This is a genomic window from Mycobacterium sp. E2733, assembly GCF_001667585.1.
Classification (GTDB): Bacteria; Actinomycetota; Actinomycetes; order Mycobacteriales; family Mycobacteriaceae; genus Mycobacterium.
The window spans coordinates 143,897-161,532 of record NZ_LZJZ01000015.1 but is presented as its reverse complement, the minus strand read 5'-3'; the positions used below and the strand labels follow the sequence as shown (position 1 = coordinate 161,532).

17 protein-coding genes and 3 pseudogenes are annotated in these 17,636 nt (G+C 67.3%); 9 read left to right on the top strand and 11 right to left on the bottom strand.

Annotated features, from left to right (window positions below; genetic code table 11):
- Positions 1–229 precede the first annotated feature (229 nt).
- Positions 230–2,215 (top strand): 4-alpha-glucanotransferase, encoded by a 1,986-nt coding sequence (gene malQ / locus A5678_RS02950; RefSeq protein ID WP_068038122.1) that lies wholly within the window; start codon positions 230–232, stop codon positions 2,213–2,215.
- A gap of 7 nt (positions 2,216–2,222) precedes the next feature.
- On the opposite strand, the gene A5678_RS02945 is transcribed toward malQ, so the two are convergent.
- Together A5678_RS02945 and A5678_RS02940 are read right to left on the bottom strand one after the other, a co-directional pair.
- Positions 2,223–2,978, bottom strand: a complete 756-nt coding sequence (locus A5678_RS02945) for a class I SAM-dependent methyltransferase (protein ID WP_068038118.1) — start codon at positions 2,976–2,978, stop codon at positions 2,223–2,225.
- A gap of 73 nt (positions 2,979–3,051) precedes the next feature.
- Positions 3,052–4,032, bottom strand: a complete 981-nt coding sequence (locus A5678_RS02940; protein ID WP_068038115.1) for a methylenetetrahydrofolate reductase C-terminal domain-containing protein — start codon at positions 4,030–4,032, stop codon at positions 3,052–3,054.
- A gap of 176 nt (positions 4,033–4,208) precedes the next feature.
- On the opposite strand from A5678_RS02940, the gene A5678_RS02935 reads away from it, so the two are divergent.
- Positions 4,209–5,567, top strand: coding sequence for a wax ester/triacylglycerol synthase family O-acyltransferase (locus tag A5678_RS02935; protein ID WP_068038111.1), 1,359 nt, complete (start codon positions 4,209–4,211; stop codon positions 5,565–5,567).
- 11 nt (positions 5,568–5,578) lie between these two features.
- Here A5678_RS02935 and A5678_RS02930 read toward each other — a convergent pair whose 3' ends face one another.
- On the bottom strand, positions 5,579–6,016 hold the full coding sequence (locus tag A5678_RS02930) for an ATP-binding protein (protein WP_068038107.1): 438 nt from the start codon (positions 6,014–6,016) through the stop codon (positions 5,579–5,581).
- A 116-nt stretch (positions 6,017–6,132) separates the two neighbouring features.
- On the opposite strand from A5678_RS02930, the gene A5678_RS02925 reads away from it, so the two are divergent.
- Entirely contained in the window at positions 6,133–7,065 is a 933-nt protein-coding gene (locus A5678_RS02925; protein WP_068038104.1) for an LLM class F420-dependent oxidoreductase, read from the top strand.
- A gap of 3 nt (positions 7,066–7,068) precedes the next feature.
- On the opposite strand, the gene A5678_RS02920 is transcribed toward A5678_RS02925, so the two are convergent.
- Entirely contained in the window at positions 7,069–7,887 is an 819-nt protein-coding gene (locus A5678_RS02920; protein ID WP_068038103.1) for a formate/nitrite transporter family protein, read from the bottom strand.
- Positions 7,888–7,961: 74 nt separating this feature from the next.
- Entirely contained in the window at positions 7,962–8,927 is a 966-nt protein-coding gene (locus A5678_RS02915) for a 2-hydroxyacid dehydrogenase (protein WP_068038257.1), read from the bottom strand.
- A 200-nt stretch (positions 8,928–9,127) separates the two neighbouring features.
- On the opposite strand from A5678_RS02915, the gene A5678_RS02910 reads away from it, so the two are divergent.
- A complete protein-coding gene (locus tag A5678_RS02910) occupies positions 9,128–9,985 on the top strand; it encodes an LLM class F420-dependent oxidoreductase (protein WP_068038100.1) in 858 nt (285 codons plus the stop codon).
- A 204-nt stretch (positions 9,986–10,189) separates the two neighbouring features.
- Here A5678_RS02910 and A5678_RS02905 read toward each other — a convergent pair.
- A pseudogene (locus A5678_RS02905) lies at positions 10,190–10,609 on the bottom strand (SulP family inorganic anion transporter); the annotation flags it as partial.
- Positions 10,610–10,885: 276 nt separating this feature from the next.
- Entirely contained in the window at positions 10,886–11,311 is a 426-nt protein-coding gene (locus A5678_RS02900) for a nitroreductase family deazaflavin-dependent oxidoreductase (protein WP_068038094.1), read from the bottom strand.
- A gap of 99 nt (positions 11,312–11,410) precedes the next feature.
- Between A5678_RS02900 and A5678_RS27735 the strand changes: the two are divergent.
- The 3 genes and pseudogenes from A5678_RS27735 to A5678_RS27430 all read left to right on the top strand — a co-directional run.
- Positions 11,411–11,509: pseudogene (locus A5678_RS27735) on the top strand (SAM-dependent methyltransferase); the annotation flags it as partial.
- 71 nt (positions 11,510–11,580) lie between these two features.
- Positions 11,581–12,270 carry a class I SAM-dependent methyltransferase gene (locus A5678_RS02895; protein ID WP_068038091.1) on the top strand — a complete coding sequence of 230 codons (690 nt, stop codon included), beginning with the start codon at positions 11,581–11,583 and terminating at the stop codon, positions 12,268–12,270.
- Positions 12,271–12,355: 85 nt separating this feature from the next.
- Entirely contained in the window at positions 12,356–12,523 is a 168-nt protein-coding gene (locus tag A5678_RS27430) for a hypothetical protein (protein WP_197502016.1), read from the top strand.
- Positions 12,524–12,570: 47 nt separating this feature from the next.
- Here A5678_RS27430 and A5678_RS02890 read toward each other — a convergent pair whose 3' ends face one another.
- The 3 genes from A5678_RS02890 to A5678_RS02880 form a co-directional block, all read right to left on the bottom strand.
- A complete protein-coding gene (locus A5678_RS02890) occupies positions 12,571–12,891 on the bottom strand; it encodes a hypothetical protein (RefSeq protein WP_068038088.1) in 321 nt (106 codons plus the stop codon).
- An 8-nt stretch (positions 12,892–12,899) separates the two neighbouring features.
- Positions 12,900–13,124: a hypothetical protein gene (locus A5678_RS02885; RefSeq protein WP_068038085.1), complete on the bottom strand. Its 225-nt coding sequence runs from the start codon at positions 13,122–13,124 to the stop codon at positions 12,900–12,902.
- A gap of 268 nt (positions 13,125–13,392) precedes the next feature.
- Positions 13,393–14,655 carry a TetR/AcrR family transcriptional regulator gene (locus A5678_RS02880; protein WP_068038082.1) on the bottom strand — a complete coding sequence of 421 codons (1,263 nt, stop codon included), beginning with the start codon at positions 14,653–14,655 and terminating at the stop codon, positions 13,393–13,395.
- Positions 14,656–14,984: 329 nt separating this feature from the next.
- Here A5678_RS02880 and A5678_RS02875 point away from each other — a divergent pair.
- A pseudogene (locus A5678_RS02875) lies at positions 14,985–15,143 on the top strand (LysR family transcriptional regulator); the annotation flags it as partial.
- Here A5678_RS02875 and A5678_RS02870 read toward each other — a convergent pair.
- On the bottom strand, positions 15,140–16,627 hold the full coding sequence (locus A5678_RS02870) for an NAD(P)/FAD-dependent oxidoreductase (protein ID WP_068038253.1): 1,488 nt from the start codon (positions 16,625–16,627) through the stop codon (positions 15,140–15,142). The pseudogene A5678_RS02875 and the gene A5678_RS02870 sit on opposite strands and share 4 nt — an antisense overlap.
- Before the next feature lie 155 nt (positions 16,628–16,782).
- Here A5678_RS02870 and A5678_RS02865 point away from each other — a divergent pair, with 155 nt between their 5' ends.
- Entirely contained in the window at positions 16,783–17,610 is an 828-nt protein-coding gene (locus A5678_RS02865) for a mycofactocin-coupled SDR family oxidoreductase (RefSeq protein ID WP_068038078.1), read from the top strand.
- Positions 17,611–17,636 lie beyond the last annotated feature (26 nt).

The following is a 17,636-nucleotide window of genomic DNA, read 5'->3' as shown; positions in this document are numbered from 1 at the left end:
CGAGGGTTCGAAAGCCGTTGGGAGCAAGGCGTTTTCACCGCCCTTCTTGGCCAACGCGACAAGCGGCACACTATCTTCCGGGCCACCGGGCCGTAGGCGAAAGCGGCTGCCGCCAAACGGGTTTCGGTGGCCGGTGTGAGAACTCCCGGCTTGGGTATATATGCGATGTGCCTCCCCGTCATCGTCGTCTCATCGCCCCCGCCGGCTCCCCACCCGAGCCGGCGCGCTGATGGCGAGTCCCAAGCCGGTTCCCGATGACCTGCGTCGGTTGGCTGCGGCACACGGGGTGGCCACCTCCTACCGCAACGAGCGGCGGGAGCCTGTCGAGGTAGACGCCGACGTCGTGATCCGGGTGCTCGGCCTGCTCGACGTCCACGCCGCCGGCGAATCCGACCGTCGCCGCGAGTTGGCCAAGCTCGCCGAGCGTGAGCGCGCCGGCGCCCTGCCACCCACCGTTTCCGTACGCCTGGATGGGCGTCCCCGCCCGCTGCCCGGGGCGGCCCTGTTGGTGAGCGAGGACGGCGACGGGACCGAGGTGCGCGACGAGCTGCCCGGCGAGCTGGCCCCGGGCTGGTATCGACTGCAGCTGCGTAACGGGCAGGAGGCCACCCTGGTCGCGGCGCCACCCCAAGTGCCGGCAGCCCCCGCCACCTGGGGCTGGATGCTGCAGCTCTACGCCCTCCGATCGGCTGGCTCCTGGGGCATCGGCGACCTGGGCGATCTGCGCGAATTCATGAACTGGACCGTCGCCGAGCACGGTGCCGGCGCGGTGCTGCTCAACCCGCTCAGCGCCCCCGGGCCGACGCATCCGGTGCAGCCGTCCCCCTATACCCCCTCCAGCCGACGGTTCGCCAACCCGCTGGCGCTCCGCGTCGAGGACCTCGACGCCTACCGCCGGGCCGACCCGGACACCCGCGCCGAAGTGGATGCGCTGAAAGTCTCGGCAACGACCGAACGCATCGACCATGACCTCGTGTGGGCGGCCAAACGGTCGGCGCTGGAGCTGCTCTGGCGCGCCGAGGGCCGGCCCAGTCCGTTGGACGAGTCGGCGGCCGGAGCCGGCTTGCGCGACTGGGCCACGTATTGCGCGCTGGCCGAGCGGCACGGCGGCCGGTGGAGCCGCTGGCCGGAACCGCTGCGTGACGTCGCGGGGCCGGCCGTGGCGGGGGCGCGACGCGAGCTGGCGCCCCGGGTGGCGTTCCACGCCTGGGTGCAGGAACGCTGCGCCGAGCAGCTGGCCGCGGTGCGCGACGCCGCGCGCACCGCCGGGATGGCCCTTGGGGTATTGCACGACCTCCCGGTCGGCGTCGACGCCGAAGGCGCCGACGCGTGGGCGCTGGCCGACGTGCTCGCCACCGGGGTGGGTGTCGGGGCGCCGCCGGACAACTTCACTCCCCGCGGGCAGGACTGGGGACTGCCGCCGTGGCGGCCGGACCGCCTCGCCGCGACCGGCTACGCCGCCCTGCGCGACATGCTGCGCGCGGTCGTGACCTACGCCGACGGTCTGCGGATCGACCACGTCGCCGGCCTCTGGCGGTTGTGGTGGATTCCCCCGGGCGACGGCCCGGAACGCGGCACCTACGTGCACTATGACGCCAACGTCATGCTCGCGGTCCTCGCCCTGGAGGCGCACCGGGCCGGAGCCACCGTGGTCGGCGAGGATCTGGGCACCGTCGAACCGGAGGTGACGGAGGCGCTGGCAGGCAACGGGATGCTGGGGTGCGCGGTGTCCTGGTTCACCCGCGACGAGTCCGCCCCCGGTGAGCCGCTGCTGGCACCGGCGAAATGGCCGTCGCGGGCGGCCGCCAGCCTGTCCACCCACGACCTGCCGACGGCCGCGGGCTTCTTGCGCGCCGAGCACGTGCGGGCCCGCGCCGACCTCGGGCTGCTCGACGACGTCGCCGGCGCGCAGTCGGTGGCCGACAAGGAGCGGGCAGAGTGGCTGGAGCTGCTGCGGTCCGAGGGGCTGCTCACGGGTCCGGATCCGGACGAGGCCGCGATCATCACCGCGATGCACCGGTTGCTGGCGGCGACCCCGAGCCGCCTGAAGTTGATTTCGCCTTACGACGTGTTGGCCGAACCCCGGCAGCCGAACCTGCCGGGGACGATCGATGAGTACCCGAACTGGCGGCTTCCGCTGCCCGACACCCTGGAAGAGCTACGCGCCGACCCCAGGGTCGCGGAGATCACCTCCGCCTTTCGCGAGTCGCGGTAACCGATTCTCACGCGTGCCGCAATGCCAGCAGCTCGCTGGTCAACGCCCCCTCGTCGAGCAGCCGCCCGATCTGGGCACTCTGACGTTCGGCCAGCTGCCAGGCCTCCGTGTGTCCGTGCCGGTCGCCCAGGGCGCGCGTCACGGTGTCGACCCGCTCGTTCCAGGTGGCCGAAATCGGCGGCAGCTCCGCGGTGCCGAGCCGCCGCTCGACGTGCAGCGAGGCTCGCTGGACCAGCTCGAGTAGCCCGCCGGGCGTCGGGAAATGGTTGCCGTCCAGGGTCTCGTTCGCCTCGTCCGCGTGGGTGAGAAAGACGAGGAGGCCGATCCGACCGCCCGGTCGGACGACGCGCCGCAGCTCCTCGAGCACTGCGAGGTGATCCGGTGTCGTGCTCAACACGCCCAGTGCCCACCCGGCGTCGAAGCTCGACTCCGCCACCGGTAGGGCCGATCCCACCGCGCACACGACCGGAAAGCCGAATAACTTCTTCGCCGCGCGGCACGCACCCGTCTCCGGCTCGACGAGCACCGGCCGCACCGAGCGCTCTCGCGCCGCGTAGGCCGCGGGGCCCCCGACGCCCGCCCCGGAGTCCAGCAGCGTGGCACCGGGCGCCAGGCCCATCTGCGCTATCAGCCAGTCCAGCGCGGCCGGACTGCCGCTGCCCCGGCACCCGGCGGGCACGTAATAGTCGGGCCCGAGGTCGGCGGCCACCTGCGCCGTCCACTCGGCGACGGTGTCGAACTCCGCCTCCATCGCTTCCGTCATCGGCGCCCCTCTCCCCCGCAAGCGGGTGGTACCCCCACATCATCGCTACGCTCTGCATCGTCGGCGGCGCGGGTCATCGGCGCCCCTCCTCACGTATTCGACGACCGACCTCGGCCTTGATTTCCGCCCCGATGCGCGGGCTCGACGCGGACGCCAGCCCCGACAAGTTGACGCCCTCGACGCCTTCGATCGCCAGCAGTGCGCGGGCCTCGGCCACCGCTTCCGCGATCCCGGCGGTCACCGGATCCGGCGCACCCAATACCCGCTCCGTCGCGGCCTGATCGAGTTCCAGGCCCGGCAAGCCCTGCAGCACCGCCGAGGAGACGGTGTCGGTGAACACCGCGACGGCCGCGATCACCGGGATGGTCAGGCCCGCCGCGCGAGCCGTCGTCACGAATTCGGCGACCAGGCCGGGACGGGGCACGTGGTTGAGGACCGCCAGGCTCGCTCCGGCCCGTTGTTTCTCGACCAACCGGGCGGGCCGGGCGTGTACGGGCGGGGCGGTGGGCGTTTCGGGCGCCGCGGCGATCACTCCCGTCGAAGCGGCCAACGAAACCAGTCGGGGCCCGTCGAGGTCGAACGTCTGCGTGACGTCCGGACGCACGTCGTAGCCGCGCCCGTCGCCCGTCACGCACAACACCGTCTCCACGTTGATGCTGCGCAACCCGCGCAGTTCCTGCTCGAGCACCACGCGGTTGCGGTCGCGGCACGACAACGTGATCCACGGCGTCACGCCGGCATCGAGCAGCAGCGACCCCATGAGCGTGGGCGGAAAGTCGGGTTTGTTCTGGTGCTCCCCGACCAGGACGGCGTCGCATCCGGGCGCCAGCACGGCCGCCGTCGCGGCGACGTCCCGGCGGTCGAACGGGGTGCAACTGAAGTCCGCGAGGACCAGCGGCGCACGAACGGGACGCGTCGCGGGTTGATGGCCCGACCACGCCACCACGTCGTCGAACGCGCACGCACCCGGACGCATCTCGCACTGGCCGTCGGGGCGCACCCCGCCACACGGTCCGAACTCCATTCGTTTCGGACACTCCAGACCCGCCGACATGTCACTCCCCGTGCGCCAGTGTTCGCATGCCTGTACCCAAACGGCGGCGACCGCAAGCGCTTCGGCCTGGCACCGGATTCGGGGTGGGTCCTCCGGGATTAGCAAACGCTCGCTGCGGCTACTAGGAGATGGATGTGTACCGCGCCGACGGTGCAGCGAGACGAACGGGGTTGACCATGGAACCGATATCGCCGACGGATGCGCTGTTCCTCATCGGCGAATCACGCGAGCACCCGATGCACGTGGGATCGCTTCAGCTGTTCGAGCCGCCCGAGGATGCCGGGCCCCATTTCGTCCGCGAGGCCTACCAGGCCATGCTCGAGTGCACGGATGTGCAGCCGCTGTTCCGCAAGCACCCGGCCTTCTTCGGCGGCGTGACCAACCTCGCGTGGTCGTTCGACAACGACGTCGAGCTCGACTACCACCTGCGCCGCTCGGCCCTCCCGGAGCCCGGTCGGGTCCGCGATCTGCTGGAGCTCGCGTCCCGGCTGCACGGCAGCCTGCTCGACCGCCACCGGCCGCTGTGGGAAGCCCACCTCGTCGAGGGGCTTCAGGACGGCCGGTACGCCGTGTACACGAAGTACCACCACTCCCTGATGGACGGCGTGTCCGCGATGCGGCTGGTGCAGCGCGCGTTCACCCTCGACCCGGACGACGACGAGGTGCGCGTGCCGTGGGCCCTGGGGCCGCGCAAACGCAGCAAGGGGCAGAAACAGCAGTCGCTGCTCGAGCGCGCCGGCCGCACCGCGGGCTCGGCGCTCGCCCTGGCACCCTCCACGCTGAAACTGGCCCGGGCCGCCCTGCTCGAACAGCAACTGACGCTGCCGTTCCGGGCGCCGCGCAGCATGTTCAACGTCCGAATCGGCGGTGCCAGGCGCGTGGCCGCCCAGTCGTGGTCGCTGGACCGGATCAAGGCGATCAAATCCGCGGCCGGGGTGACGGTCAACGACGTCGTGCTCGCCATGTGCTCCGGGGCCCTGCGCGCCTACCTCCTGGAGCAGGATGCCCTGCCCGACGCCCCGCTGACCGCGATGGTGCCGGTCAATCTGCGCAAGTCCGACGACGACCGTGGCGGCAACCTGGTCGGAACGTTCCTGTGCAACCTGGCGACCGACTCAGATGATGCGGGGCGGCGGCTCGAGATCGTCAGCACGTCGATCCGTGACACCAAAGAGGTTTTCCAGCAACTGCCGCCGGTTCAGCAACTGGCACTGTCGGCGTTCAACATCGGCGGCCTGTTCTTCGGGCTGATCCCCGGGTACCTGTCGGCGGCCTCACCGCCTTTCAACATCGTCATCTCCAACGTCTCGGCCGGTCCCTCCGAGCCGCTGTACTGGCGTGGCGCCCGGTTGGACGGCAACTATCCGCTGTCCATCCCGCTCGACGGGCAGGCGGTCAACATCACGGTCACCAACAACGCCGACAACCTCGACTTCGGTCTGGTGGGGTGCCGCCGCAGCGTCCCGCACCTGCAGCGGCTGCTGGGCCACCTGGAGACGTCGTTGAAGGACCTCGAGCTCGCCGTCGGCGGGTGAGCGGCTGACGGCTAGGGCCTGGTGGTGTAGTCCAGGCACACCGTCGTGCCGTTGGGCCGCGCGTTGATGGTGCAGTGGTCGGCGAGCGCGTGCATCAGCATGAGGCCGCGGGACCTCCTGGGATCGTTGAGCCGCTGCGGCGAGGGGTGCTGCCAGGATCCACGGTCGCTGACGCACACGCTGAGCGATTGGGCGGCGGCGTCATAGCTTGCCTGCAATTTCATGGTGCCGATGGTGGTGTGGTCGCGGTACGCGTGCTCGACGCAGTTGGCCAGCGCCTCGTTGACGGCGAGAATGATGTCGTCGCGCACTTCAGCCGGAGCCTCAGTGACCTCCTGGAGCCACCGGCGCAGGGCGCGGCGCAGTTCGGCCGCCGTAACGGCGTCGGCGGCACCGGTGCAGGTCAACCGCCCGGGCGTCACGACCATGGGTGGAAGCAGTGAGGGCATGCTAAGGACATACCCAGTTACGGGCGGGGTGCTAAACCCGTTCCCGTCTCACTTTGGCCACAGGCGGGTATTCGTTCGGAATCGGGTTGCCATACAACGACATACGGAGGGATCCTATGGAGTTCCGTGCCTTCATCGAGCCGCAACAGGGCGCCGGTTACGCCGATCAGGTCGCCGTTGCCCAAACCGCCGAGCAGCTGGGCTTTTCGGGGTTTTTCAGGTCCGACCACTACCTGGCGATGAGCGGCGACGGGCTGCCGGGTCCCACCGACTCGTGGGTGACGCTGGGCGCGATCGCGCGGGAGACGTCGAACATCCGGTTGGGCACCCTGGTGACCTCCGCAACATTCCGCTACCCGGGACCGCTGGCCATTGCGGTGGCGCAAGTGGACGACATGAGCGCAGGACGCGTCGAATTCGGTCTGGGCAGCGGCTGGTTCGAGAAGGAGCACCAGGCATACGGGATTCCCTTTCCGCCGCTGCGGGAGAGGTTCGACCGGCTCAGTGAGCAGCTGGCGATCGTCACGGGGCTTTGGGCGACGAAGCCGGGTGAAACCTTCGACTACGCCGGCAAGCACTACACCATCACCGGCTCACCGGCGTTGCCCAAACCGACGCAGAGCCCGCACCCACCGATCGTCATCGGCGGCCTCGGCGCCAAACGCACCCCGCAGCTGGCGGCGAAGTACGCGGCCGAGTTCAACATTCCGTTCGCGCCAATCGACGTGGCCGAGAAGCAATTTCAGCGGGTGGCGGATGCGGTGGCAGAGGTGGCCAGGCAGGCCGACTCGATGGTCTACTCAAGTGCGTTCGTGCTCTGCGCCGGCCGCCACGACCGCGAGGTGGCCCGCCGCGCCGCCGCGATCGGCCGCGACCTTGACGAATTGCGTTCGAACAGCCCACTGGTCGGCACACCCGCAGAGATTGTCGACAACTTGGGCGCCTGGAAACAGATCGGTGTGCAGCGCGCCTACACCCAGTTGCTGGACTTAACCGATTTGGCGCACCTGGAACTGTTGGCCAGCGAGGTTATGCCGCAAATACTTTGACGCTCATCGGGAATCCGCGTCGGCGCGTTCCTCCTCGAGCCGATCCTTACTCCGCAGGAGCCGCAGCAGCGTCACGAACAGCAGCCCGCCGATCATGTTGCCCACCACGGTGTAGCCGAACCAGCCCAGCCACGTCAGGTAACCGAACGGCGCATCCCCGGTGACCAGCGCGCCGAAGATCAGCAGCGAATCAAGGATCGAATGGAACAACCGCAGGCCGGCGAGCAGGAACGCGGCGGCGACAGCCGCGGCGATCTTGGCCGGCACGGAATCAGTGCCGTGTTGCATCCGGGTCATCAGCGTGATGACCATGCCGCCGAGGATCGCCAGGACCATGCTTTGCGCCGACAACGGCGCGGTGGCGAAGTGGGTGCCGGACTCGATGGTCTGGGTGTGCAGTTCGGGGAAACCGGTCATGATCAGCCACATGATCACCCAGCCGCCGACGAGATTGGCGAACATGGTGCCGCCCCACAGTTTGGCGAGCTGGCCGAAGCTGGCGCGCTTGGCGGCCACGGTCACGACGGGAATGATGAAGCCCTCGGTGAACAACTCGCTGCGACCCAGCAGCAGGGCCAGGAAGCCGATCGAGAACGCCAATCCGGCCAACAGGGGCCGGTGGGTGGCGTCCAACACCGACAGGTAGGCGAGCACCCCGATCCCCACCTCGGTCCCGCCGAAAAAGCCGGTCACCAGCACGCCGCGCCAAGTGCGGTGCAGGCGCTGGGTGCCCTCGCTCAGCATCCTGCTGAAGGCATCCTCGAGCTCGTCCTCGATTGGACTGTCGGTGTCTCCGAGCTCGCGTTGGGTCGTGTCACTCATGGTGGATAGCCTGATACCCGTTAATCGGACGGCGGACCATCGGGTGTGAGACATCTGACATGAGCGCCCCGCTGTCACCTGCGCGGTCGCACCACCGGTGTCACCAGCTCACCGGTGTCGAGGTAACTCTCGAGGTTGCGAATCGCCAGCAGCGCCATCGCCGTGCGGGTCCGGGCGGTGGCGCTGCCGATGTGCGGGAACAACACCACGTTGTCCAGGCCCAACAGCTCGGGCGGTACGTGGGGTTCGTCGACGAAGACGTCCAGCCCCGCGCCGGCCAGGGCGCCGCCGGCCAGCAACTCCACCAGCGCGTCCTGGTCGACGACGCTGCCGCGGGCGATGTTGATGAGGTAACCGTCCGGCCCCAATGCCTCGAGGACGCCTCGGTCGACCAGATGGCGCGACTTGGGGTCACCGGTGGTGGCCACGACGAGGACGTCGACCGACGCGGCCAGCTCCACTGCCGACTCGGCGTAGCGGTACGGCGATCCGTCGATGCGATGGCGATTGTGATACGCGATGGCACAGTCGAATCCGACCAGCCTGGTCGCTATGGCCGAACCGATGCGGCCCAGGCCCAAGATCCCGACCTGCAGGCCGCTGACGTCGCGGGCATAGGGGAATGGGCCGTCGCGCACCCAGCTGCCCGCCCGCACGTAGCGGTCCGCGGCGCCGAAACGGCGCAGGGTCATGAGGATCAGACCGATGGCGGTGTCCGCCACGGTGTCCGAAAGCACGTCGGGCGTGTTGCTGACCCCGATGCCGCGGCGTCGCGCCGCCGCCAGATCGATCAGGTCAACCCCGGCACCGTTGTTGACGATGGCCTCCAGGTGGGGCAGCGCCGCGATCGTCTCGGCGTCGATGCCGGGCGACCCCGACGTGAGCACCACACGAATGTCGGCCGCATGCTCGGCCAGGAAATCGGCCCGCTCGGGGCCGTCGGGAAGCCTCGGAATCGCGTAGCGCGCGGTCAGCTCGGCTTCGAACGTCGGCTCGAAGTCACCGACCCGCAGTGCGTTCCTGATCTCTTTTGTCGTCACCCGTCCATCATCGAGCGTCGGCGAAATATTCGGACAGCGGCCGTCGTTGTGATGATTGACGGTGTCGTGCATTCCCCCGGGTACCACCTCAAAACGTCGCTTCGAGCGACCACTTGCCGAGAGGCGCGAAGACGGCACCGTCGGAAAACTTTTTCATTCTGCGCGGGAAGCAATTCCGTTGCCGCTCGGTTGCAACCCCAATGCGCATCGGAGTTGTGTTCCCGCAAACCGAGCTTGGTGGAGACCCGGCGGTCGTCCGTGCGTACGGCGAAGGCGTCGAAGGACTGGGGTTCACCCACATCCTCGCTTACGACCACGTGGTGGGCGCCGACCCGAACGTGCACCGGGGGTGGGATGGTCCCTACGACATCGACTCGACGTTCCATGAGCCGTTTGTCCTCTTCGGATACCTGGCCGCGATCACCTCGCTGGAACTCGTCACCGGTGTCATCATTCTGCCGCAGCGGCAGACGGCGCTCGTCGCCAAGCAGGCCGCCGAAGTCGATCTGCTCACCGGTGGGCGGTTTCGGCTCGGCGTCGGATTGGGCTGGAACGCGGTCGAATACGAGGCGCTGGGCGAAAAGTTCACCAATCGCGGCAAGCGCTCCGAGGAGCAGCTCGAGCTGATGCGCCGGCTGTGGACCGAACGATCGGTCACCTTCGACGGGAAGTATCACACGGTGACGGCGGCGGGGCTGGCCCCATTACCCACTCAGCGCCCGATTCCCGTGTGGATCGGCGCGGCCTCCGACCCTGGACTCGAACGGGCGGGACGCCTCGCGGATGGCTGGTTCCCGATGACAGCTCCCGGCCCCGGGCTGGACCACGCGCGGGAGCAAGTACGGCGCGCGGCCGCAGCCCTCGGCCGCGACGCGGATCGCCTCGGGATGGAAGGCCGCGTCAGCTGGACCGGCGACCCCGACAAGACCGCCGCCGACATCGCGGCCTGGCGCGCCGCGGGCGCCACCCACTTGTCGGTCAACACGATGAACGCCGGCCTCGCGACCGTCGATGATCACCTCGCCGTGCTGAATCGGATCGCCGCCGACCTGACGTAGCGAACCGGCGCTCGGCCATCCCCGGCTACACGTCCTGAGCGTGGCGACCTGTACTAGGCGGTGTCCGCCTCGACCAAGCTGAGGTGGACCGTGCGACGGTTGCCCTTCGACGACTTGCCCACGCGTCCATAGGGTTCCATTGGCCCATTATGGACCTTGACCAGTCCCCCCGTGGCGCAGTCCAGGCGCTGCCAGTCGCTGATCGCCGGCCAGCATCGCGTGCACGACGACGGGTGAGATTGCCAAGGCGGCGCGCGCAATTCGGCTGATTTCCAACATGATTTGCAGGGTCCCGGCGATAACGGTGATCAAACAGGTTACCGCCCAGACGAACTGGGATACCAAGTCGGCGACGACGACCGTCAGTCCGGCGGCCGGACCACTTACCTGCAACGGTGATCCACCGATGCAACCGGCGAAGATCCCGCCGACGATCGCCGCTATCAAGCCCGACAGCACTGGCGCGTCCGAGGCGATCGCGATCCCCAGCGACAACGGAAGCGCTACCAGGAACACCACTAACGAGGCCGGCAAGTCGTATTGCATGGCCGCGCGCAACCGGTCAACACGATTCGGTTGACCATGCGCGAAGTCTTGTTGATCTAGCTGCCCGGTGTCTGGCATCTGCCCTCCCTGGGATGGGCATGAGGAAGCGCGCCGGATATCAGCCCGTGACGCGCCCGGACAGTGCGGTGTAAAGCCCTGTGGCTCCGGCGATTACCAATCGCTGCGATCATCGTTGTTCTGCTAAGCGTGCCTGGCCTATTGCATCGAAGCTATGGGGCAGCCAAGCGGGTCGCAACGTGACGGGCCGCGCGCATATCGAATGCAAATCTTTTGCCGCGGGCGGCTGACGAAACGATCGACGGTGCCATTTACCGAAATAGATTGGCTCCCGGTTTATTGCTCCAGCACAAACACCGGTATCTGCCTCGTTGTCTTGGTCTGGTATTCGGCATAGGGGGGATAGGCTTCGACCGCCCGCTGCCACCACTGCGCACGCTCGGATCCGTCGAGTTCGCGTGCCCTCAGCGCGACGACCCTCTCGCCATCTTGCAGCATCACCTCCGGATTGGCCTTCAGGTTGAAATACCACGAAGGGTGCGCTGGGGCACCGCCTTTGGACGCGACCATGGCGTAACAGCCATCGCATTCGACGCGCATCATTGGCACGTAACGCTTTTTGCCGGTCTTTGCTCCGGTTACCGTCACCAGAACGACGGGCCGATCGAGGATCTCGACACCGTCGGTCGTGCCTCGCTTCAGGATTTGCTCGGTCTGCTCGCGTACCCAATCTCTCGGGCTCAGTTCGATGTCGTCAGCCATACCTGATCTCAACATGTCGTCGCGCCGTCGTCATCCCCGAGGGGAAGCGTTGAGTGGCAGACATCGCTTAACTGGGCTAATTAACGGTGGAGTCCGGGGGTGGCCCGCACCGAGAACGACGCGTGGGATTTGGCCTCCCGCGTCGGAGCGACGGCGACGGCAGTCGCCGCGCAACGGGCGATCGCTTTTCAAGGGCCGGGCCGCCCGCTGGGCCACACGCATGTATCAGGCCCATTGACATATATCAGCGCGCTTGATATACAAGGGATATGTCTCAGCCGATTCAAGATATGTTCGAATCCGCCTACCGGGGCGAGGCCCCCGAGATGGGTGGAGGCAATCGACCGCCGTGGAGCATCGGCGAGCCGCAGCCGGAAATCGCGGCCCTCATCGAGGCCGGGAAGTTCCACGGCGACGTGCTCGATGCGGGCTGCGGCGAGGCGGCGGTGTCGTTGTTCCTCGCCGAGCGCGGTTTCACCACGGTGGGCCTGGACCAGTCGCCCACCGCCATCAAACTGGCGCGTGAGAAGGCAGCCAGGCGCGGCCTGGCCAACGCCACATTCGACGTCGCCGACATCAGTGCTTTCAGCGGCTACGACGGCCGCTTCGGCACGATCGTCGACAGCACCCTCTTTCACTCGATGCCCGTCGAGTTGCGCGAGGGCTATCAGAAGTCCATCGTCCGCGCCGCCACGCCGGGTGCCTCCTACTTTGTGCTGGTCTTCGACCGCGAGGGCATGCCCGCGGACGGCCCGGTCAACGCGGTCACCGAGGAGGAGCTTCGGGACGTGGTCTCCAAGTACTGGGTGGTCGACGAGATCCGACCGGCGCGGATCCACGCCAACGTGCCCGACAGCTTCCTGGAAGGCTTCGCGGCGTTCGCCGGCGCAAATATCCGCGACGAGGGCAACGGCCGCAAGTCCATGGGGGCCTGGCTGCTGTCCGCGCATCTCGGCTAGCCCGCGCGGGCGGCCGGACAGGTTTCGATGTGTGGGATTCGGGAGATCCTGACTGGAGCAGCGCAGACGGTCAGAGGAGACCCCCGTGGATCAGCAAGTCAATGTCGACCCGCCGGCCGCCCCCGAGGACGCCCGGCAGGCGACCGAGGAACAACGCAAGTTGCAGGAACAACTGGAGCACCAACACGATGACCCGGACGCACCGGGATTGCACCAGTCGCGCCGCGACCTTCCCGACGAGAGCACGCGCTAAATGATGCGCCCTAGCAGACGGGGCAACCGTCGTCTTGCGGACAATACTCAGCCCTTGATGCTCCGTCGGTCCTGAGCGAGGATCACTGCCGCCAGCCCGACGAGAGTGAGGCCGCCGAGGGCGGCCGCGGGAATCGCCCACGCGCGCCGCATCATCAGCGCGTTGTCACATTGGCCGACGTAATTCGTCCTCGATGTTTCGTCGGCGCTCGACGCCTGAGTCAAATCGGTGGTGAAACCGCTTCCGCATTTGACCTGCCAACCGAATTGATCGTAGGCGTCGATGAACACAGGAAATCGCAGAGCGAGAAGCCCGGCGAATAAAGCGATTACGGCCACTGAGAGAACCAAAGGCCCGCGTTTGACCATCTCTTCCCCTATGTCATGCACACGTTCGCGAAGATCAGCACGGGCCACGAAACGATCGAACCTAGAAAAGACACCACCAAGTCGAGCCCGTGCATGTCTCGTAGATGCCCTGTGTGGGTGGACGACCAGATGACCCCGACGATCAGATACGGCGTGCCGAGCAGCACGGCGAGGCCCAGCAGCTCGGCAATCGTCAACTGGTAGTCCAGTACCTGCCGGATCCTGTTGAGCATGGGGCGTGCCTTTCGTGCGGGGACTACCGCGGGCGCCTCGGTTTAAGAGCCCGGTCGGTGAGGCTGCGGCGCCGGCACGGGATGGCGATTATGTTAATCACTATTCGGCTTTATTGGTAGCGTTCGTTACCGCATCGCCATGCATCCGCCTCGCGATTTTCGTTTCCGGCAGGTCGTTAGTGATACCTCGCGTGGCGTTGCCCATTGGTGGCGCCCGGCGCAAGTACAGCGCTATTCGGACCTGAAGTCGGCTTACCTCCTGGCGGGCTCAGCGTCGTTGCCTGCCGCCGCGATCGGCCTGGGTGGAAGCGGTGGCAGTTGTGTCGAGCAGGGTGATTTCCATCAGCCGGCGCACCGTCGTGCGGGCGGGCCGGCCCGGACCGGTCATGACGAGCTGGCCGATGTCGACGGCGAGGGCGAGGGCGGCGTGCACGGCGTATCGAGCGCGGCCCAGAGTGAGGTCGGGTCGCGCCGCCACGGCCAGCCGGGCCCAGGATTCTACGGTGGAGCGGTGAATGTTGTAGAGGAGTACCGCGTCCGTGTCGGGCAAGTTGTGGCGCTCCGTGTAGTACACCCGGGCCAGTTCCGGGTTGGCGAACGACCGTGTGACGAAGGCGTCGATCAGCTGCGCCAACGACTGCTCCGGACTGGCGCCCGCAGCCAAAATAGTGGACAAGTCACCGGAGACCTGGTCAGCACCGCGCCGGTATGCGACTGCCAGTATCGCGGCCTTGCTCGGAAAGTACTGGTAGATGCTCGCTACCGGTATGCCGACAGCCGTGGCGATGTCCTCCATACCGGTTTCGCGGTAACCCCGTTCATTGAACAACCGTATCGATTCGTGCAACAGCAATTCGTAGCTGCCGACAGCACTGGGAATCGCCGCTGCCCGTTGAGATTCCGATTCGCCCACCGGCGCCGCTGGCACGTCGGCCCTCAACACGGCGGACGCGATGTCGGCCAACGTCGCCCGGATCTCGGCGTCGCCCAGGCGGGAACGATGGTCGGTGATACTGCCGATGACACTCAGCGCCGCCGCCGAGAGCACCCAACGCTGGCGTGATTGCAGTTTGGGTCGCAGCCTGATCAACGGCCGCTGCAGACGCCGGTTGACCAACTTGACCTGCTCGGCCAAGTGGGCCTGGTCCGCACCGTGCAGGTAGCGGCCTTCCCACCGATAGAGTCCCCCCGCGGTGCGGTTGACGATCGCGGTATCGATCAGCGATCCGGTCAGCGCACGCAGCGTCTCAGCGGGATCGGCATCGTCGGGCAGGTGATCGGCGAACTCCGTGGCGTCCACGAGCCGCTGGCCGAGGGCCAGGACCGCGGAACGGAACAGATCGTATTTGCCGTGCGAATGCCGGTACAGCGCCGCCGCCGAGACCCCCACCCGAGCCGCGATGTTTTCCATGCTGACCGCGTGGTAGCCGAGTTCGCTGAAAGCATCGGAAGCGGCTCGGGCGATCTGCGCCTTGCGATCTTTCGGGCGCCGCTTTACCGGCTTTGCGGAGGAACGGCTGGCCGGCGTCATAGAGATCACCGTAGCCGCACCATGCGCGGCCGCGCGGATGCGTGGCGGTCCGATTCTCGGACACGGCTGCCACGTCGCAACTAATCCGACTCGCCGCCGTTCGCCCGCCACCTCCGATCGGCCTAATGGATTGGCACCGTGGCAAATCCGAAGCTCCACCGAGCGCTGCCTTCACGAAGTCGGTGGCGGCCCGCACGACGCATGAAGCCGCCGGCCAACCGGGGCACCTCTGACGCCCGGATGGGTTCCACACTCTTTTTCGGCGCGCGATTCGGGTGGGATGGCTGTTCAGCCAACAGGCGAAGCCCGGCAGCAGCGCCACTCCGAGACCGACGATCGGCAAGCTGCCCGACGGCCTGTGCCCGGCCGAGGGACTGCCGCCGGCCAATAACGCATCGGTTCTGGTTCGCGGCCGGGCGGGCATAGACCCGAAGTTGCTGAGCACGGTCGACGATGCGGCGCGTGACGTGCTGGCCGCCGCCGACTAACCACGGCGGCGGTGCAGCGCCTCCCAGTACTGGATTTCGCGCTCTGTCAGGTCATGCGAGGTGATCGCACCGAACCGCGCGGCCTCGCGCGCGAACCGTTCCGGTGCGTCGGTCAGCGCGTCGGGCCCCTCCAGCCGAAAACAACTCGGCGCCAGTGGACCGAACAACAGCGCGCGGCGCAGCTGCGGCCAGTTATCCAGATGCGGCTCCACACCCGCGGCTCGGGCGAAGGCGATGGCAGCAAGGTTCAATCGCGATTTCTGGGACAAGCTCCGGCGAGCCCGGTAGGCATCGATCGCCAGCCGCTGGTCCCCGTCGCACACCGCCGGTATGGCACCGCCCCACGTGTAGGCGATCCACCTGGCCTGAAGTTCCAGCGGCACAAAGTATCCGCCCGCCTGATCCCACATACCCATGAAGGCCAGCCCCGGGAGGTCCGGATGAAAGGTATACCGGTCGGCGTCCAGGTGCACCGCGTCGAGGTTCAGGATCTGCTGAATTTCCGCGCTCAGGAATGGCAGACGCAAATTGAAACCGGTCCCGAACAAAATACCGTCGAACTCCTCCGCCCGGTCGTCGGCGAAGGCGACGGTCGCGCCGGCCACCGTTTTCATCCACGGCCGCACGGAGATTCGGCCTTCGGCCACCAACGGAAGATAATGCTGACTGAGCGTCACGCCGGCCGCGAAGAGCGACGGGTGGGGCGCCGGGGCGCCGTACTGTTCGGGGCTTCCGGCCGCGCCGACCACAATCTCCTTCAGCTGCCGGTCGACGTCCTCCTCCGGGAGGGTCTCTTCTGCCAGGGCGCCGTAGCGCGTGTAGAGCAGGTAATCCGTGGGGACACCGGACACGAACTTGGGAACGACGTATCGTTGCCGCCGCTGCGTCACGACGACCCGCGCGGCCCCGAGTTGCGCGAGTTCGGAGGCGATCTCGAGCGCACTGATGGCGCAGCCGGCCACCAAAACGCGCATGCCGCGATACGCCGTGCCGTCTCGGTAGCCGAATGTCGTCCGGGCACCTGCGCAACCCGAGAATGATTCCAAGCCGGCGACAGCGGGGACAGCCGGGGCATTGAACCTGCCGCTGGCCACCACCACGCGCTCGAAGCGCCCGATCCCGTCTGCCTGATGCAGGAGCCATCCTGGCTTGTCGTCGCGGCTGACCAATTCGACCCGGTTGCGGAGACGGATACGTGGCGTCAGACCGAACTTGTCGGCGTAGCGATGCAGGTAATCGAGGATGTCGCGGTTCGGTTGATAGACAACGTCACTGTCGTGGTCGAGGTCGCTGAAGGCCGTCATGGTGCGACTGCTGTTGGTGTACATGCCCGGCCATACGCCGCTGCATTCGTTCGACGCCGCCCACTGCCCGCCCAACGTCGCACCCTGCTCGAAGATCGTGGGCTCGAATCCTTGCGACAACAGCCAGCGGGCCGCCACCAGCCCGCCCGGCCCGGCGCCGATCACGGCGACGTTTGTCATCCGGTAACTGTGGCACGGCTCGGGCTCGGCCGCGGTTGGTGTCCCGCACATGCGATGCCGCGTTTTCTACCATTTCGTCAACTCCCGGGAAGACGATGTCTATCATCGGCCGCAAAGCGCTCCGGGCCAGCGCCGCAAGCAGAGGAGTTATCGGCATGACCGATCCCGTCGTGCCGCTCGCCGGCAAAGTCGCTTACGTGACCGGGGCCGCCCGCGGCCAAGGCCGCTCCCACTGCGTTCGGTTGGCTCGGGCCGGTGCCGACATCGTCGCGATCGACGCCTGCGCGCCGGTCGCCGAACACAACGGCTATCCGCCCGCGCTCCCGGAAGACCTTGCCGAGACCGTCAACCTGGTGGAGGGCGAGGGCCGGAAAATCCTCGCCGCTGAGGTCGACGTCCGCGACCTGGCCGGCCAGCAGCGGATCGTGGCCAACACGATCGAACAATTCGGCCGACTCGACATCGTCGTCGCCAACGCCGGCGTGCTGAATTGGGGCCGCCTCTGGGAGATTTCGGCACAGCAGTGGCAAGAGACCATCGACACCAACCTCACGGGGCTGTGGAACACCATGAAATCCGTAGTGCCGCCCATGATCACGACCGGCAACGGCGGATCGATCATCAACATCAGCTCCGCGGCGGGCATCAAAGCCGTCCCGGGCTGCGGGCACTACTGCGCGAGCAAATTCGGAGTGGTCGGCCTCACCAACTCGTTGGCGGTGGAACTCGGCGAGTTCGACATCCGGGTCAACTCGGTGCACCCGTACGGCACCGACACCCCGATGGGCAACGACCTGTCGATGTACCAGGTCTTCCAGGACCACCCGCATTACATCCACAGCTTCTCGCCGGGCGCGCTGCCGACCGACTCACTGGCGGCACCCGGTCTCATCTCCGACATCGTGGTCTGGCTTGCCAGCGACGCGTCATCGTTGGTCACCGCCGCCCAAATCCCCGCCGACAAGGGCTATTTGAAGATCTAAAGCCTCAACGGGGGTCAGGGCTCAGG

Excerpts from the sequence above, each read along its gene's own strand:
- malQ (WP_068038122.1), top strand. The coding sequence starts at position 230 with ATGGCGAGTCCCAAGCCGGTTCCCGATGACCTGCGTCGGTTGGCTGCG.
- A5678_RS02945 (WP_068038118.1), bottom strand. The coding sequence starts at position 2,978 with ATGACGGAAGCGATGGAGGCGGAGTTCGACACCGTCGCCGAGTGGACG.
- A5678_RS02940 (WP_068038115.1), bottom strand. The coding sequence starts at position 4,032 with ATGTCGGCGGGTCTGGAGTGTCCGAAACGAATGGAGTTCGGACCGTGT.
- A5678_RS02935 (WP_068038111.1), top strand. The coding sequence starts at position 4,209 with ATGGAACCGATATCGCCGACGGATGCGCTGTTCCTCATCGGCGAATCA.
- A5678_RS02930 (WP_068038107.1), bottom strand. The coding sequence starts at position 6,016 with ATGCCCTCACTGCTTCCACCCATGGTCGTGACGCCCGGGCGGTTGACC.
- A5678_RS02925 (WP_068038104.1), top strand. The coding sequence starts at position 6,133 with ATGGAGTTCCGTGCCTTCATCGAGCCGCAACAGGGCGCCGGTTACGCC.
- A5678_RS02920 (WP_068038103.1), bottom strand. The coding sequence starts at position 7,887 with ATGAGTGACACGACCCAACGCGAGCTCGGAGACACCGACAGTCCAATC.
- A5678_RS02910 (WP_068038100.1), top strand. The coding sequence starts at position 9,128 with ATGCGCATCGGAGTTGTGTTCCCGCAAACCGAGCTTGGTGGAGACCCG.
- A5678_RS02900 (WP_068038094.1), bottom strand. The coding sequence starts at position 11,311 with ATGGCTGACGACATCGAACTGAGCCCGAGAGATTGGGTACGCGAGCAG.
- A5678_RS02895 (WP_068038091.1), top strand. The coding sequence starts at position 11,581 with ATGTCTCAGCCGATTCAAGATATGTTCGAATCCGCCTACCGGGGCGAG.
- A5678_RS02890 (WP_068038088.1), bottom strand. The coding sequence starts at position 12,891 with ATGGTCAAACGCGGGCCTTTGGTTCTCTCAGTGGCCGTAATCGCTTTA.
- A5678_RS02885 (WP_068038085.1), bottom strand. The coding sequence starts at position 13,124 with ATGCTCAACAGGATCCGGCAGGTACTGGACTACCAGTTGACGATTGCC.
- A5678_RS02880 (WP_068038082.1), bottom strand. The coding sequence starts at position 14,655 with ATGACGCCGGCCAGCCGTTCCTCCGCAAAGCCGGTAAAGCGGCGCCCG.
- A5678_RS02870 (WP_068038253.1), bottom strand. The coding sequence starts at position 16,627 with ATGACAAACGTCGCCGTGATCGGCGCCGGGCCGGGCGGGCTGGTGGCG.
- A5678_RS02865 (WP_068038078.1), top strand. The coding sequence starts at position 16,783 with ATGACCGATCCCGTCGTGCCGCTCGCCGGCAAAGTCGCTTACGTGACC.